Consider the following 14,050-nt stretch of genomic DNA (forward strand, 5'->3'; position numbering starts at 1 on the left):
AACGGAACGATTCCAGTGCCTGAGGGGGCCATGACCGCATCCGTCCATACGACCGACGTCGCCGTGATCGGGGCCGGGCCGGCCGGCCTGTTCGCCGTGTTCCAGTGCGGCATGCTCAACATGCGCTGCCAGGTGGTCGATGCCCTGGAGGCGGTGGGGGGGCAATGCCAGGCGCTCTATCCCGAAAAGCCCATCTACGACGTCCCCGCCCACCCGTCCATCCTGGCCGGCGATCTGGTGCGCAGGCTGGAGGAACAGGCCGCCCCCTTCCATCCCGGCTACCATCTGGGCCAGCAGGTGGTGGCGCTGGCGCAGATCGACGGCAGACGCTGGCGCCTGGAGACGTCCAAGGGTACCCGGATCGAGGCGGCGGCGGTGGTGATCGCCGCCGGGGTCGGCGCCTTCGGGCCCAACCGGCCGCCGCTGGAAGGCATCGAACGCTACGAAGGCCTGGGCGAGGGCCTGGGCGTCAACTATCTGGTGACCCGCCGCGAGGCCTTCCGGGGCAAGCGGGTGGCGATCGCCGGCGGCGGCGATTCGGCGGTCGACTGGGCGCTGTCCCTGTCCGAGGTGGCGGCCAGCGTCGCCGTCGTGCACCGGCGCCCCAAGTTCCGCGCCGCGCCGGGCAGTGCCGAAAAGCTTACGGAACTGGCGGGCCAGGGCAAGGTCGAACTGGTAATTCCCTACCAGCTTTCCGGCCTGGAAGGCGAAGGCGGCCTGACCGCCGTCCTGGTCGCCGACCTGGACGGCAAGGAACGGCGCCTGGAGGCCGACGTGCTGCTGCCCTTCTTCGGCCTGTCCCAGAACCTGGGCCCGATCGCCGACTGGGGCCTGGACCTGGACGGCGGCCGCATCGCCGTCGATCCGGCAACCTGCAACGCCGGCCAGCCCGGATTGTTCGCCGTGGGCGACATCGCCGCCTATCCGGGCAAGCTGAAGCTGATCCTCAGCGGATTTTCCGATGCCGCCCTGGCCGCCCATGCGGCTTTCGCCGTCGTTCATCCGGGCGAGGCCCTGCATTTCGAGCACTCCACCAGCCGCGGCGTCCAGGCAAAGGAATGACCATGAGAATTCTCCCCTCCCTGGCCGTCGGGTTCCTGCTCGCGGCGGCCGGCGTCGGGGCGCAGCAGCCGGGAGAGACGCCCATTTCCTCCGGGCCCGCGCTTCCCAAGGGCGATCCGGCGCGGGGCGCCCGCCTGGCCGCCGAGCGGTGCATCGAATGCCACGATGTCTCGGGCGCCGGCAAGGGCCTGCACCGGCCCAACCTGGCCGGGCAGAAGGAACCCTATCTGGTCAAGCAATTGCTGTCTTACCAGGCTTCCTCCAGGGGAGCGGAAGAACAGAGGCTCCTGGGCTGGCGCTGGCATCCACGGATGGCCTCGGTGGGGGGCGGGATGACCGGCAGCGACATCGCGGATCTGGCCGCCCACTTTTCCGGCCGGGCCTGCCTGGGGTCGGGAACCCGTCCCCAGCCCCGGCCCGAGATCGCCGAGCGCTGCAACCTCTGCCACGGGCCGCACGGCCGGGGCCTTTACCCGACCATCCCCAACATCGCCGGCCAGAAGGAACTCTACCTGCTCCGCCAGTTGGATGCCTTCCGGGCCCGGGGCAAGGCGGTCGGCACCGGAGATACCGAGGTCCGCCGCTCCAATCCCATGATGGACCGCCAGGCCCACCTGCTGTCGGAAAACGAAATCGTCCTGCTGTCCGCCTATTTCTCCGGCCTGCCCTGCGCCTGAGGCAGGGGAAGCGCTTCCGAACGCTTCACCGTGGCGATGGCGAAATTGCTTTTCACGCCCGTGACGCCCGGCAGCTTCAGCAAGGTGCCGAGAACCAGGTCCGAATAGGCCGCGAGGTCCGCCGCCACCACTTCCAACAGGAAATCGCTGTCGCCGCTCACCACGTAGCAGGCGACGACTTCGGGCAGGGCGCGCACGGCGGCCTGGAAGCCCTCGCCGCCCGGGTCCTTGGCATGGTCGATGCCGGCGGCCACGAACACCCGCACCCCCAGGCCCAGCCGCTCCGGATCGAGTATCGCCCGATAGCCACGGATCGCGCCCGCGTCTTCCAGGCGCCGCACCCGGCGCAGGCAGGGCGACGGCGACAGGCCGATGCGGGCCGCCAGATCGACGTTGGTCAGCCGCCCGTCGGCCTGCAGGGCCGCAAGGATACGCAGATCTGTCTCGTCAAGGTCGATATTCGGCATAACGTGCCAATAACTAGCCCATTTGGGGGCGATAACGCAAGGACATGCCCCCGGTTATCGGTGTATTCAATAAGCGGCATCGAACGGCGGAGGATTCCATGGCGAAGCAATGGCGGCAGGCGACGCGGCTGGTGCGCGGCGGCACCAAGCGGAGCAATTTCGACGAAACCAGCGAAGCGCTGTTCCTTACCTCCGGCTACGTCTACAAGTCGGCGGAAGAAGCGGAGGCGACCTTCAAGAACGAGGTGGTGCGCTACCAGTATTCCCGCTTCGCCAACCCCACCGTGGGCATCTTCGAGGAACGCCTGGCGGCCCTGGAAGGGGCGGAGATCTGCTTTGCCACCGCCAGCGGCATGGCGGCCGTCTTCGCCGGGCTGATGGGCATGCTGCGCCAAGGCGACCGGGTGGTGGCCTCGCGGGCCCTGTTCGGGTCCTGCTATTTCATCGTCAACGAACTGCTGCCCCGCTACGGCATCGAACGGGAATTCGTCGACGGCACCGACCTTGCCCAGTGGGAAGCGGCGCTGGCCAGGCCCACGGCCGCCGTGCTGCTGGAAACGCCGTCCAACCCCTGCCTGGAAATCATCGACCTGAAGGCGGTCTGCGACTTGGCGAACCGGGCGGGCGCCAGGGTGATCGTCGACAACGTCTTCGCTACGCCGGTCCTGCAAAGGCCCCTGGAGTACGGAGCCCACACGGTGGTCTATTCCACCACCAAGCACATCGACGGCCAGGGCCGCTGCCTGGGAGGCGCCATCCTGACCAACGACAAGGAGCTGTTCGCCAGCCACCTGATGCCTTTCCTGCGCAACACCGGGCCGGCCATGAGCCCCTTCAACGCCTGGGTGATGCTGAAGGGGTTGGAAACGCTGGAACTGCGCCTCGCCCGCCACTGCGACAACGCCCAGACCGTGGCCCGTCGGCTGATCGGACGGCGGGGGGTGACGCGGGTGCTCTACCCCACCCTGCCCGGCCATCCCGGCCACGCCCTGGCCATGGCGCAGATGGCCGGCAAGGGCGGCAGCGTGCTGGCCTTCGAGGTGGCGGGCGGCAAGGAAGGGGCCTTCCGCTTCCTGAATGCGCTGGACCTGGTGGACATCTCCAACAACCTGGGCGACGCCAAGAGCCTCGCCACCCACCCGGCCACCACCACCCACCAGCGCCTGAGCGCCGAGGAAAAAGCCCGGCTGGGCATCACGGACGGTCTGGTCCGCCTCTCGGTCGGCCTGGAGGACCCCCAGGACCTGATCGAGGACATCGACCAAGCCTTGGCGAGGAGTTACTGAGCAGAACGCCGCTTCCACAAGGCGATGCCCCCGGCCAGGGAGAGAAACAGCCAGGCCAGGATCATCAGGCCGCCGCCGATGGGGGCGGCATAAGGCAGAAGAACCCGTCCGGTGAGACCCAGGACGTAAAGCGTGCCCGAAAACAGCACGATTCCGCCCAGGAACATGGCACCCGCCACCTGCACCAGCACGCCCGCGCCACGCCCGGCCAGGGCGGCGATACCCAGCAAAGCCAGGGCATGCCACATCTGGTAGGTGACGGCGAAGCTCATCATCTCGCGGGCATTGGCGTCGGTGCCCAGGGCATGCCAGCTGTAGGCCCCCATCGCCACGGCACAGGCGCCGTTCAGCCCCGCCAGCACCAGCCAGAGCCGCGAGGCGGGGGTCGGAAAGGGATTGGGAACGGCCGAGGCTGCAGAATCGTCGGCCATCAGAAGGGACACATGCCGCCGCCGCAACCGCCGCCGCCGCAGGTCGGCATGGGCGGCGCCGAGGGCGTGGAAGGTTTGGACGTCGCGACGCTGGGCGCCATCAGCGCCTTGGCCACCTGCTTGTCGCCGCACTTCGGGCAGGCGATTTGCTTCTTCTTGGCCAACTTCTCGAATTCGCCGGAACTGGCGAACCATTCCTCGAAGGTATGGCCCTTCGAGCACTTGAGATCGAACACGATCATCGCATTCCTCCGGACAGGGATTTTGCCCGGAATATAGCGACGACCGGTCCGCGTTAACAGCTTTTTCACCCTCCCAGGGTCCAATGGGAGGATGGATTTCGATCTGCGCAAGGCCGTCGTACCCCTGTTCGCCCCCGCGTTACTGCTGGCGGCGTCCTTCCTGCTGGTCGAGCCCCTGCGCGGGCTGCCCAAGGCCATGGCCCAGGTGCCGGCCTTCGCGCCTTACCTGCTGGCGACCATCGGCATCGCCCTGGCAGTCTGGTTCCAGAGAACACGGGTGGTCTATCCGCTGCTGCTGCTGATCCTCGCCTATGCGGCGCTCAGCGCCTATGTGCCGGGTCTCCCCGACAAGGGGCCGCGCGGCCAGGTGGTCTATGCCGCCATCGCCGTCCTGCTGCCCATCAACTTGGCAGTCTTCGCCTTCTTCGAGGAGCGGGGACTCACCTCCTTGCCCGGACTGGCCCGCCTGGCCGCCATCGCCTTGCAGGCGGCCGCCATCGCGGCGGCTGCGGGCGGCGGGCTGTGGCAGGACATCGGCGGGTTGCTGCATTACCGCTTCCTTTCGCCCGCCTTCGACAAGGGCACCCACCTGCCCCAGCCCGCCATGCTGAGCCTGTTGCTGGCCGGTCTTGCGCTGGCGGGCCGGCTGGCGCTGAAGCGCCTGCCCCTGGAAGGCGGCGCCCTGGGCGCCCTGGTGGCGTCCGGCATCGCCCTGCACATGATCGGCCAGGGTTCGGCGCCCGCCCTGTTCCTGGGAGCCGCCCTGCTGGCCTACGTGGTGGCCCTGGCCCAGGAAGCCTATCGTATGGCATTCCTGGACGAACTGACCGGCCTGGCGGCCCGGCGGGCCTTGTTCGGGCTGCTGAAGACCCTGTCCGGGCGCTATGTGGTCGCCATGCTGGACGTCGACCATTTCAAGAAGTTCAACGATACCTACGGCCACGACGTGGGCGACCAGGTGCTGCGCATGGTGGCCTCCTGCATGGACCGGGTGACCGGCGGTGGCCGACCGTTCCGTTACGGCGGCGAGGAATTCACCGTGGTCTTTCCGGGCAAGAGCCTGAAGGAAGCCAAGATCCATCTGGAATCCCTGCGCGAAAGCATCGCCGCTTGCGAATTCCGCCTGCGGAGCAAGGACCGCCCCGACGAGAGGCCCGACAAGCCGGGGGTCAAGGGAGACGACGCCAAGACCGTGAGCGTCACCATTTCCATCGGCATGTCGGAAAAGAAGGCGGAGCACGCCACCTTCGAGGAAGCCCTGAAAGCCGCCGACGAGGCGCTCTATCGCGCCAAGGAAGGCGGCCGCAACCGGGTGAGCGCCTAGCCACAGGGCGCGAAGCGGTCTAGACTGCCGACGGCAAGGCAGGGGCAAGGCATGGAACGCATCACCATCAGTCTGGACGAGGACTTGGTCCGCGAACTGGACGGCTTCATGGAACGGCGCGGCTACGGCAACCGGTCCGAGGCCTTCCGCGACCTGTTGCGGGAAAAGCTGGAAGCCGACCGCCTGGAACGCGACGAGGGCGGTTTCTGCGTCGGCTGCCTGACCTACATCTACGACCATGCCTCGCGGGAACTGGCCAGCCGCCTCACCCACGCCCAGCACGACCACCACGACCTGGCGGTATCCACCCTGCACGTCCATCTCGATCACAAGACTTGCCTGGAAGCCGTGGTACTGCGTGGCGAGACAAGGCGGGTCCGCCAGTTCGCCGATAGCGTCACCTCCCAGCCGGGGGTGCGGCACGGCAAGCTCTACATCGTGCCGGCCGATGTCGAGATGGGCCATCACCGCCACGGGCCCGGCCCGACCCGCGTCCCCCACTTCCACAGCCATCCCAAGACCTGAGAAGCCCCAACATGTTCCTTGATGAATCCTTTGTCATCGGCGCCTTCGAACTGGGCATCGTGGTGACCAGCCCGCCTTGGTACGAGAACTGCTACCTGGTGCGCCACAAGCCGAGCGGTGAGCAGGTAATCGTCGATCCGGGCGGCGACCCCGGCCGCATCGTCGAGACCGCCCGTGAACGGACGGGGGTGCTGAAGGAAATCCTGCTGACCCATGGCCACCCGGACCACATCGGCGGGACGCGAAAGGTGCAGGACGCCTTCGGGATCGGCTGCCGCGCCCATGTGGACGAGGAAGCCGTCATTTCCCGTGCCGGCGGCTTTGCGGCGGCACTCGGCATCCAGGCATTCGAGGGGCCGAAGGACTGCGGCTATTTCGAAGGCGAGCCCGAGATGACCTTGGGCGGGGTGCCGTTCCGGGTCCTCCATACTCCCGGCCATACGCCGGGCGGGGTCTGCTTCCTGTTCGACGGCTTCGCCTTGACCGGCGACACCCTGTTCAATCATGGCGTCGGACGCACCGATTTTCCAGGCGGAGATGCCCGCCAGTTGTCCCTGTCCATTACCCGGCTGCTCGATTCGGTACCGGAAGGCACCTTGCTGTTCAGCGGCCACGGGCCGCACTGGGCGGCCGGCGAAGCGAAGCGCTGGTGGCGGTCGATGATCTGATGCTCTATTTCGCCTACGGGCTCAACATGGACGAGGCGGGAATGGCCGGGCGCTGCCCCGGTGCCCGCCTACTGGGAACGGCCCTGCTGGCGGGCCATCGCTTCGCCATCACCCGGCTGGGGGTGGCGACGGTGCTGGCGGACCGGCGGGCATCGGTTCCCGGCCTGCTCTGGCACCTGACCCCGGCGGACGAACGGGCGCTCGACGCCTTCGAACTGGTGGCCGCCGGCCAATACCGCAAGGCTTGGTGCGCCTTGCCGACGCCCGGCGGGCGCTTTCGGCGGTGCCGGGTCTACCGGGCCGCCGATTCCCGGCCGGGCCGGGCCGGGCCCGGCTATCTGGAGGCGGTCTGGGCGGCACGCCGACGGCACGGCTTGCCGACGCCTACCAGCGCAGGAACAGGCGGTCGTCCTCGACGCGGTGGCTTATCACCACGACGCGCTTGGGCTCCAGGGTGATGGTTTCCTCAAGCCGATGGTCGAAGTCGGCCTTGTCCTGCTTCAGGCGCATCAGGGCCACCAGCTTGTGGGTTCCCGCCGGAACCAGGAACTTGGCGTAGAAGACCGAATTGCCGTCGCTGGACAGCCCCGAAGGCTTCACCGTCCGCTCGTAGAGCGCCTTGCCGTCCAGTTCGACCCTGATGGTCACCGGCGAACGGCCTCGGCTTTCGCAGACCGTCTTGATGCGGCCCTGGGGGGGCAGCTTGGCCAGTTCCTCCGGAGTGCGCTCGCGACAGGCCCCGGAATGGAGGCCGGGCCGGCTGAGACTGAGCTTGATCTCGGCTTGATCGGCAGCGTGCAGGTGATAGGTCGGGTTGTTGGAATAATAGGCGATGGGCAGGCCCAGCAGCCCATAGAAAGCGGCCTGGCCCAGCAACTGGACCGGAGTCCGGCGCTCGCTGCGCTTGATGATCCGCTGGGCATCGCCCATCTTCTTGCGCCGCTCCGCCATCAGCGAGTCGCGTTCCGCCTTTTCCCGACGCAGCTTGCGCATGATCTCGCCGGGCAGGAACACCACATGCCCGATACCGATGTTGTACATGGCCCAGATCAGGATCGGACCGAAGAACATGATCGGCACGATGTAGAAGACGGGAACGCCGCCGATCTTGGTGAAGAGGATATCGAACATGACGGTTTCCCCCTACTCGGCCGCGGCTTCGGCGGCGGTCGGCTTGCCGGCCGGTGGAGGCGGCAGGGTTCTGAGACGGCCACGGAAGGCCGCGATCTCTTCGCTCAACTGGGCAGCATCGATGGGGCCGGCGAAGGACACATGCAGACGTTCGCGCGGGACGCGGCGGCGCAGGTAGGGGTCCCGCATGCCGTCCATGCGCTCCTCCATCCAGCGGTCGCCCAGCCGATTGAAGCAGTCGCAGGATCGGCAGGAGGCCACGACCACGCCGTCGGCCCCATCGGCGGCCAGGGCGAAGTCGATGAAAGAAGGCGGCAGCATGGAAATGCACGGCAGCGCCACGCCCTTGACCCCTCCGGTCTCCACCTCGTTCACCCGGGCGCCGTGGTAGCAGCCCAGCACCAGGACGACGGGTTCCCCTGCCGGCGCATCCCCGCGGGCCTCGGCGATGGCCTTCACCGTCAGCGCCCGTAGCTCCTTCAGGCGGAAGTCGGGCAGATCGATACCGGTGGTCAGCTCCTCCGTATGGCGGAAGGGTGTCGAGGTGGGGCAAGCCCCCACGCAGATGCCGCAAGCGGTGCAGAGGGAGGGATCGACCACCGCCTCCTCGTCGAAGGGCCGGCCGTCGGTACGGGCCTGCATCTGCACGGCGCCGAAGGGGCAGTCGACGAAGCAGCGGGTGCAGCCGTTGCATTTCTCCAGGTCGACCACCGCGGCGCGGGGCAGCTTCACCGGCGGCAGCCAGGGCATGGCGGCGACCAGGAACGACACGCCCACCATGACGATCCACAAGGGCCCGGCGCCGTACTTTTCCAGCACCGGATAGAACAGCATGTAGAACCAGTCCAGGTTCACCTGGGCCGGCGACATCCCCAAATCGGCGGGACCGTGGGATCGGGCCGGATAGATCAACGACACGGCGACCAACATGAACAGGATGCCGAGGCCCAAGCCGCGGGGCGGGTTGATCTTCGGATGCTGCACGCGCAGCACGTGGATCCACATGATGAAAAGCAGGAACAGCGGCGCGAAGATGTGCATGAAGACCAGCAGCGTGAAGAAGCGGTCGGTCAGGCTGCCCCGCATGAGGAAATTGTTGGCGATCGGCTCGCCGAAGATGCCCAGCCAGTCCAGCCATTCCATGGACCGCACGGCCACGTACTGGGCCAGTTCGTCCCACACCAGCCAATAGCCGCTGATCCCCGAGGTGTAGAGGAACCACAGAATGGGCACGCCGGTGAACCAGGTGAACCAGCGGGCGTCACGGTAGCGGTCGAAAAGAAACTCGCGCCCCATGTGCCAGACCGCCGTCACCACCATGGCGTCGGAGGCGTAGCGGTGGATGCTGCGCATCACGCCGGCCAGCCACCACTGTGCGGTGATCCTTTCCACCGACTGGTAGGCGTTGGGCACGTGGGTGTCGAACATCACGTAGACCCAGATGCCGCTGATGGCCACCAGCCAGAACAGGAAGAACGAGATCGTTCCCATCTGGCGCATGGGGTTCCACTTGGGGCCGAAGGGCTTGTCGACCAGGGCCTCCAGACGCAGAAGGGCGTTCTGCAGGGGCTCGCGGATGAGTCTCTTCTTCAACGGACTGCTCCTTGCCGGGGAAAGGCCCCGGAACGGGATGGGGACGTTGCCAGCGATACCAGGCGGTACTCTCCGAAAGGCTCAAGGCCCGAGGGATGACCGTGGCGGGTGGGATTTATCACCATCCGCCATGTAAAACACCTTGACAGCGGTCAAGCTTGTCCTTCGCGGGCCGCGATCTCCGCATCGCGACGGCGCTGCCGGTCGCGGCGGGCGAGGCGGATCCAGGAATAGATCACATAGCCGGCGATGGCGCTGACGATCATGCCCTGGACCACGATCTTGTAGATGCGGACCCAGTCGAAGCGATAGGTGTTCGATGCCGGATCGTAGATCGTGCAGAACAGCTTCACCTTCTTGACGAAATCCCGAACGCTGGCATAGGGCGTGCGGGTACCGAAGACCAGTTCCTTCAAAGGCTCCACCAGATGGGGCGTTTCGAAGTTCTCGTCGAAGACTTGGCGGTAGACCGCCCCCTGTTGGTCGATGACGCTGACCATGGCGACGTGCTCGAAGCCGCCGGCCCGCGAGACGAAGGTGAAGCCCAGTTCGTCGGACAGGCCCGACACCGCGGGCAGGTCGCCCGACAAAAACAGCCAGTTGCCGTCGTCGATGCCTTGTTTACGGGCGAAGGCCCGCATCTGCTGCGGCGTGTCGGTCCGCGCGTCGAAGCCAACGGTCAGGATGTAGAAGGCATCGCGGCCCAGCGCCTTGCGGGCCACGGCGACCGAATGCTGGATCGTGTTGGTGATGGTCGGGCAGACGTCGAAACAGCCAGTATAGACCAAGCTGAGGACCAGAGGCTTGCCGGAGAAGTCGGAAAGCTTCACCTGCCGGCCGTCGGGATCGACGAACTGGAAGTCGGAAATCTTACGCCCGATGGCCGCTTCGGCACGCATCAGCGCCGATTCGGGATCGATGCGGCTGACCGGGCCTCCGGCCTCGGGGGCCTTGCCGATGTCCGGCTGCTTGGCCGACGCCGGGCATACGGCAGCCAGGGCGAGGGCCAGGGCGAAAAGAAAGGAATGTCGGTTCATGGGTTCTTCTTAGACCATTCCGGGGCCCGAGAGAAAGACCAAGGTCAAGAACGGGAAAGGGCGGGAGGCTTGCGCCCCCCGCCCCGTCTCGTCTCGCATCGTCTGTCGGCTCAGGAGAGCGGCCAGACGGAAGCCAGATATTTCCAGTTCACGAAGTAATAGAGCACGAACGTGATCAGGAAGATGATCGCCAGAACGAAGGTGCCGGGAACCGACACGCCCTCGCCGTGGCCGCTCACGCCGGCCGGAGCCGGAGCAGCGGGGGCGGGAGCGGCAGCCGCGGTCTTGCGCTTGCCGATCAGGATGGTGCCGACCATGTTCAGGATGAAGATGGCACCGCCCAGCGAGGCCGCCAAGGCCGCCACGCCGTTCATGCCCATCATCAGGAACGAAGCCGCCGGCAGATCGTAGCCGATGGTGGCGTCCGCCAGAGTCATGTCCCAGTGGCGGCGCGGAGCACCGAGAGTACCCGCACCCATCTGGAACACGCCGACGAAGCTGACGCCCAGGCCGAACAGGTACGGCGCCCACTTGGCGAGACCGGGGGCGAAAAGCTCCCGCTGCCACAGGGTGGGAACCGCCCAGTAGGCCATGGCCATGAAGGCCAGGGTCGTACCGGAACCGACCGTCGTGTGGAAGTGGCCGGGGACATACATGGTGTTGTGCATGATCAGATTGAGCTGCTCGGTGCCAATCACCACGCCGGAGATGCCGCCCAGGAAGCCGAACGTCACCACCGAGATGGCCATGCCGGAGAACACCGGGTTGCCCCAGGGCGCCTTGCGGAGCCACTCGAACAGACCCTTGTTGTAGCCCTTCTTGCGCATCGCCGCCTCGACCGAGCCGGGCACGGTCAGACCGTGGATCATCGAACCCAGCACCGCCATGTAGAGGGCGTACGAGGTGTTGAAGATCTTGTACTCGGAGCTGAGACCCGGTTCCACCAGGAGGTGGTGGGCGGAGGCCAGCTGGAGGAACAGGATGTACAGGAAGAAGGCCATGCGGCTCACCTTCTCGCTGAGCGGCTTCGCCCCGAACAGGATGGCGGCGATACCGTACCAGCAAGCGATGTGGGCCGACACGTTGATCTGCTGCGACGAATGGCCCATGCCCCACCAGACCACCTTGTAGAGCAGGGAGTCGATGTGGGGAATGATGCCCGCCGACCACAGCAGGGTCGGGATGAGGATCACCGCGCCGGTGGCGATGGTGAAGACCGCGATGATCGCGGCCACCATGGCGCCGAAGGTCACCAGCGGCATGGAACCCTCGAAGGTCTTTTCCTTCTTCGCGGTCACCAGGGTGGCGAAGAAGATGCCGCAGCCGATCAGCGCGCCCACGGCGAACAGGATGATGCCGAGGTAGAAGTGCGGAGCGGCCTTGAGCGGGACGTAGGACGTGAACATCACGCTCGAGTCGCCCTGCAGCACCGCCACGTTGGTGATGGCCGCGCCGACCAGCATGAGCCCATATTGGACCCAGCCGAGCGTCGGTGCCACCAGGCGGGCGTTAAGCAGGATCGCCGAGGTGAAATAGAGCAGGACCATCTCGAAGAAGATGACCCAGACGAGCAGGATGTCGAGACCGTGACCGGTCAGGACAAGGTAGTAGAGGTCGGCGCCGAGAAGATGGACCTCGGGCCAACGGGTCAGTGCCACCAAAAGACCGAAGAGACCGCCGACCAGAAGAAACACCACCGACGTGACGGCATTCCATTTGATCAGCTTCTCCGCCGCAAGGTCAACCTTGAGGCCGGTCTCGGGGCAGGTGCGGAATTCAGCCATGATTCCCTCTCCCCCCTCAATTGTCCGTCACGTAGATCTTGCCGGTCATGATGTGGTGGCCCGTGCCGCAGTACTCGTTGCACAGGATGCCGTAGGAACCGGAACGGGTCGGAGTGACCTTCAAGATCATTTCGTATTCGGGATGGACTTGGATGTTGATGTTCTCGGGCAGGAGCGAGAAGCCGTGCTGCACGTCCATCGAGGACATGTGCAGACGATAGGTCGCGCCCTTCTTCAGTTCGAGCACCGGCCACCACTGGAACTGGCGGCCGAGCAAATAGGCGTCGCCACCCACCGGCGGACGAACCACCGGAATGCCGGTCGTGCCCTCTTCACGCACCTTGTGCTTCTCGGCGGAAGCCTCGACCTTGGCCAAATAGGCGTCGGGCTTCACCCGATAAGCCTCGTTGGACAGGTTCTGCTCGCCGGCGAAATGCCAGTAAGGCATCATGAAGAACATAACCAGGGCCCACACCAATGCGATGGTGACCCAGAGAACCTCCGTCTTTTCGACGGGTTCGTTCCACCAAACCCGTTGTTCTGGAGGAGTAATAGCCATGTAGTATCCCCCTCTCTAACGTCCCATGGGAATTGCTACGACTTCCATCACGCCCCAGATGGTGTAGAGCACCGTCGGGAACAGGACGCCGAGCACCAATAGCAGAATCGGATTATCAAGAACCTGCTGCATAAACGGCACAGGCTCCTGCGAATGGTCGGCCATAGCCTCCCTCCTCTTCTTTCACAACCTAAGAACCCCCCCCCGGTCGATCGCTCGCCGAGGCGGAAAACCCTCTTCTTCAGTAACCCGAACATCCACCATGCCCGGGGGGCATAGGGCCTTAACCTAAGTCAATTTTGGGCGCTTTTCCAGGATTTCGTCGAACAATTCACGGGACCGCCGGGTGAAATGCTACAGATTCGCATCGGCTGTCGGGGCGCCGGCCAAGGAAAGGAAGCATACCTTACTTTTTATTTATTCTAAGCAAAGATAATTCCAGCACTTGCGTCAAATGACTCGGGACGGTGTGTGATATGACGCATTTTTATCTTCGGTCGGTGGCGCTCGTCCACCAGGAATATCCAGGAATAGCTTGGAATACGGCCACTTTCTTGGACTTGGCCTGCCTCTTGCGGTCAGGAGTTCACGGATGTCTCCGCCATGCCGGCGGGGAATGGATCCCTTCAGCCAACAAGGCGCCAAGACTGTGAGATGGATCGACACGATACGCAGGACAATGCGGAAGGGAGGGGCGGCGACGGCCTTCGTCCTTCTTCTGGCCGGGGCGGCAGGTGCGCGCCTGCTGCCCGTTCCACCGGCCCCCGCTTTCGTCGATGCCTCTTTTCATCTGGTCGACTCCCAAGGGCGCAGCCACGTTCGGCAGGATTTCCTGGGCACCCCCTCCCTGATCCTCTTCGGCTATACCTCCTGCCCCGATGTCTGCCCTACCGGTCTCGGCCGCATGGCGGAAACCCTCGCCCGCCTTGATGCCGACGGCAATCGCCCGCGAGCCTTGTTCATCACCCTGGACCCGGAACGCGATGGGGCGGAGCGAATCGGAGACTACCTGGCCGCCTTCGATTCCCGCATCCAGGGATTGACCGGCAGTCCCGCCGAGGTGGCCCAGGCGGCCAAGGCCTTTCGGGTCTACCACGCGAAAGTGGGCGGCGAGGACTACCGCATCGACCATACCGCGGCTATTTTCCTGGCGGGAGCGGACGGCCGTCTCCTGGCCTCCTTCGGGCCCGACGATCCGCCCGAGGCGATGGCCACGGAGATCCGCCGCCGGCTCGCATCCTGATACCCATTCATGCAGACCCCT

17 protein-coding genes are annotated in these 14,050 nt (G+C 65.6%); 8 read left to right on the forward strand and 9 right to left on the reverse strand.

Annotated elements, in window-relative coordinates; genetic code table 11:
• The first annotated feature begins 30 nt into the window (after positions 1–30).
• Complete coding sequence (locus H7841_04830; GenBank protein MEO5336206.1) at positions 31–1,062, forward strand: NAD(P)/FAD-dependent oxidoreductase; 1,032 nt, start codon at positions 31–33, stop codon at positions 1,060–1,062.
• A 2-nt stretch (positions 1,063–1,064) separates the two neighbouring features.
• Complete coding sequence (locus H7841_04835) at positions 1,065–1,739, forward strand: c-type cytochrome (protein MEO5336207.1); 675 nt, start codon at positions 1,065–1,067, stop codon at positions 1,737–1,739.
• Here H7841_04835 and H7841_04840 read toward each other — a convergent pair.
• Positions 1,712–2,206 (reverse strand): Lrp/AsnC family transcriptional regulator, encoded by a 495-nt coding sequence (locus H7841_04840; GenBank protein MEO5336208.1) that lies wholly within the window; start codon positions 2,204–2,206, stop codon positions 1,712–1,714. The genes H7841_04835 and H7841_04840 overlap by 28 nt on opposite strands.
• Before the next feature lie 98 nt (positions 2,207–2,304).
• Here H7841_04840 and metZ point away from each other — a divergent pair, with 98 nt between their 5' ends.
• The gene (metZ, locus tag H7841_04845) at positions 2,305–3,492 is read left to right on the forward strand and encodes an O-succinylhomoserine sulfhydrylase (protein MEO5336209.1); all 1,188 of its coding nucleotides are present in this window, start codon (positions 2,305–2,307) and stop codon (positions 3,490–3,492) included.
• Here the strand turns inward: metZ and H7841_04850 are convergent.
• The gene (locus tag H7841_04850; GenBank protein ID MEO5336210.1) at positions 3,486–3,923 is read right to left on the reverse strand and encodes a DUF423 domain-containing protein; all 438 of its coding nucleotides are present in this window, start codon (positions 3,921–3,923) and stop codon (positions 3,486–3,488) included. The genes metZ and H7841_04850 overlap by 7 nt on opposite strands.
• Positions 3,923–4,165 carry a DUF1178 family protein gene (locus H7841_04855; GenBank protein MEO5336211.1) on the reverse strand — a complete coding sequence of 81 codons (243 nt, stop codon included), beginning with the start codon at positions 4,163–4,165 and terminating at the stop codon, positions 3,923–3,925. The genes H7841_04850 and H7841_04855 overlap by 1 nt, the downstream gene beginning before the upstream one ends.
• A gap of 91 nt (positions 4,166–4,256) precedes the next feature.
• On the opposite strand from H7841_04855, the gene H7841_04860 reads away from it, so the two are divergent.
• Genes H7841_04860 through H7841_04875 form a run of 4 tightly spaced genes read left to right on the forward strand, consistent with a single transcriptional unit; the run spans position 4,257 to position 7,140 of the window.
• Positions 4,257–5,489 carry a GGDEF domain-containing protein gene (locus tag H7841_04860; GenBank protein MEO5336212.1) on the forward strand — a complete coding sequence of 411 codons (1,233 nt, stop codon included), beginning with the start codon at positions 4,257–4,259 and terminating at the stop codon, positions 5,487–5,489.
• Positions 5,490–5,540: 51 nt separating this feature from the next.
• A complete protein-coding gene (gene nikR / locus H7841_04865) occupies positions 5,541–6,014 on the forward strand; it encodes a nickel-responsive transcriptional regulator NikR (protein MEO5336213.1) in 474 nt (157 codons plus the stop codon).
• An 11-nt stretch (positions 6,015–6,025) separates the two neighbouring features.
• On the forward strand, positions 6,026–6,682 hold the full coding sequence (locus tag H7841_04870) for an MBL fold metallo-hydrolase (GenBank protein MEO5336214.1): 657 nt from the start codon (positions 6,026–6,028) through the stop codon (positions 6,680–6,682).
• The gene (locus H7841_04875) at positions 6,664–7,140 is read left to right on the forward strand and encodes a gamma-glutamylcyclotransferase (protein ID MEO5336215.1); all 477 of its coding nucleotides are present in this window, start codon (positions 6,664–6,666) and stop codon (positions 7,138–7,140) included. Before H7841_04870 ends, H7841_04875 begins: the two co-directional genes overlap by 19 nt.
• Here H7841_04875 and H7841_04880 read toward each other — a convergent pair.
• The 6 genes from H7841_04880 to H7841_04905 all read right to left on the reverse strand — a co-directional run bounded on the left by H7841_04880 (position 7,067) and on the right by H7841_04905 (position 12,951).
• Entirely contained in the window at positions 7,067–7,813 is a 747-nt protein-coding gene (locus H7841_04880; GenBank protein ID MEO5336216.1) for a hypothetical protein, read from the reverse strand. The two genes, H7841_04875 and H7841_04880, sit on opposite strands and share 74 nt — an antisense overlap.
• A 12-nt stretch (positions 7,814–7,825) precedes the next feature.
• A complete protein-coding gene (locus H7841_04885; GenBank protein MEO5336217.1) occupies positions 7,826–9,406 on the reverse strand; it encodes a cytochrome b N-terminal domain-containing protein in 1,581 nt (526 codons plus the stop codon).
• Positions 9,407–9,558: 152 nt separating this feature from the next.
• Complete coding sequence (locus H7841_04890; GenBank protein MEO5336218.1) at positions 9,559–10,443, reverse strand: SCO family protein; 885 nt, start codon at positions 10,441–10,443, stop codon at positions 9,559–9,561.
• 110 nt (positions 10,444–10,553) lie between these two features.
• Entirely contained in the window at positions 10,554–12,227 is a 1,674-nt protein-coding gene (locus H7841_04895; protein MEO5336219.1) for a cbb3-type cytochrome c oxidase subunit I, read from the reverse strand.
• Positions 12,228–12,243: 16 nt separating this feature from the next.
• On the reverse strand, positions 12,244–12,786 hold the full coding sequence (locus H7841_04900) for a cytochrome c oxidase subunit II (GenBank protein ID MEO5336220.1): 543 nt from the start codon (positions 12,784–12,786) through the stop codon (positions 12,244–12,246).
• 15 nt (positions 12,787–12,801) lie between these two features.
• Positions 12,802–12,951, reverse strand: a complete 150-nt coding sequence (locus tag H7841_04905; GenBank protein MEO5336221.1) for a hypothetical protein — start codon at positions 12,949–12,951, stop codon at positions 12,802–12,804.
• A 514-nt stretch (positions 12,952–13,465) separates the two neighbouring features.
• On the opposite strand from H7841_04905, the gene H7841_04910 reads away from it, so the two are divergent.
• Complete coding sequence (locus tag H7841_04910) at positions 13,466–14,029, forward strand: SCO family protein (protein ID MEO5336222.1); 564 nt, start codon at positions 13,466–13,468, stop codon at positions 14,027–14,029.
• Positions 14,030–14,050: the final 21 nt, after the last annotated feature.

It is taken from the genome of Magnetospirillum sp. WYHS-4 (assembly GCA_039908345.1).
Lineage (GTDB): Bacteria > Pseudomonadota > Alphaproteobacteria > Rhodospirillales > GLO-3 > JAMOBD01.

Excerpts from the sequence above, each read along its gene's own strand:
- nikR (MEO5336213.1), top strand. The coding sequence starts at position 5,541 with ATGGAACGCATCACCATCAGTCTGGACGAGGACTTGGTCCGCGAACTG.
- H7841_04890 (MEO5336218.1), bottom strand. The coding sequence starts at position 10,443 with ATGAACCGACATTCCTTTCTTTTCGCCCTGGCCCTCGCCCTGGCTGCC.
- H7841_04870 (MEO5336214.1), top strand. The coding sequence starts at position 6,026 with ATGTTCCTTGATGAATCCTTTGTCATCGGCGCCTTCGAACTGGGCATC.
- H7841_04830 (MEO5336206.1), top strand. The coding sequence starts at position 31 with ATGACCGCATCCGTCCATACGACCGACGTCGCCGTGATCGGGGCCGGG.
- H7841_04840 (MEO5336208.1), bottom strand. The coding sequence starts at position 2,206 with ATGCCGAATATCGACCTTGACGAGACAGATCTGCGTATCCTTGCGGCC.
- H7841_04905 (MEO5336221.1), bottom strand. The coding sequence starts at position 12,951 with ATGGCCGACCATTCGCAGGAGCCTGTGCCGTTTATGCAGCAGGTTCTT.
- H7841_04895 (MEO5336219.1), bottom strand. The coding sequence starts at position 12,227 with ATGGCTGAATTCCGCACCTGCCCCGAGACCGGCCTCAAGGTTGACCTT.
- H7841_04880 (MEO5336216.1), bottom strand. The coding sequence starts at position 7,813 with ATGTTCGATATCCTCTTCACCAAGATCGGCGGCGTTCCCGTCTTCTAC.
- H7841_04835 (MEO5336207.1), top strand. The coding sequence starts at position 1,065 with ATGAGAATTCTCCCCTCCCTGGCCGTCGGGTTCCTGCTCGCGGCGGCC.
- metZ (MEO5336209.1), top strand. The coding sequence starts at position 2,305 with ATGGCGAAGCAATGGCGGCAGGCGACGCGGCTGGTGCGCGGCGGCACC.
- H7841_04860 (MEO5336212.1), top strand. The coding sequence starts at position 4,257 with ATGGATTTCGATCTGCGCAAGGCCGTCGTACCCCTGTTCGCCCCCGCG.
- H7841_04900 (MEO5336220.1), bottom strand. The coding sequence starts at position 12,786 with ATGGCTATTACTCCTCCAGAACAACGGGTTTGGTGGAACGAACCCGTC.
- H7841_04855 (MEO5336211.1), bottom strand. The coding sequence starts at position 4,165 with ATGATCGTGTTCGATCTCAAGTGCTCGAAGGGCCATACCTTCGAGGAA.
- H7841_04850 (MEO5336210.1), bottom strand. The coding sequence starts at position 3,923 with ATGGCCGACGATTCTGCAGCCTCGGCCGTTCCCAATCCCTTTCCGACC.
- H7841_04910 (MEO5336222.1), top strand. The coding sequence starts at position 13,466 with ATGCGGAAGGGAGGGGCGGCGACGGCCTTCGTCCTTCTTCTGGCCGGG.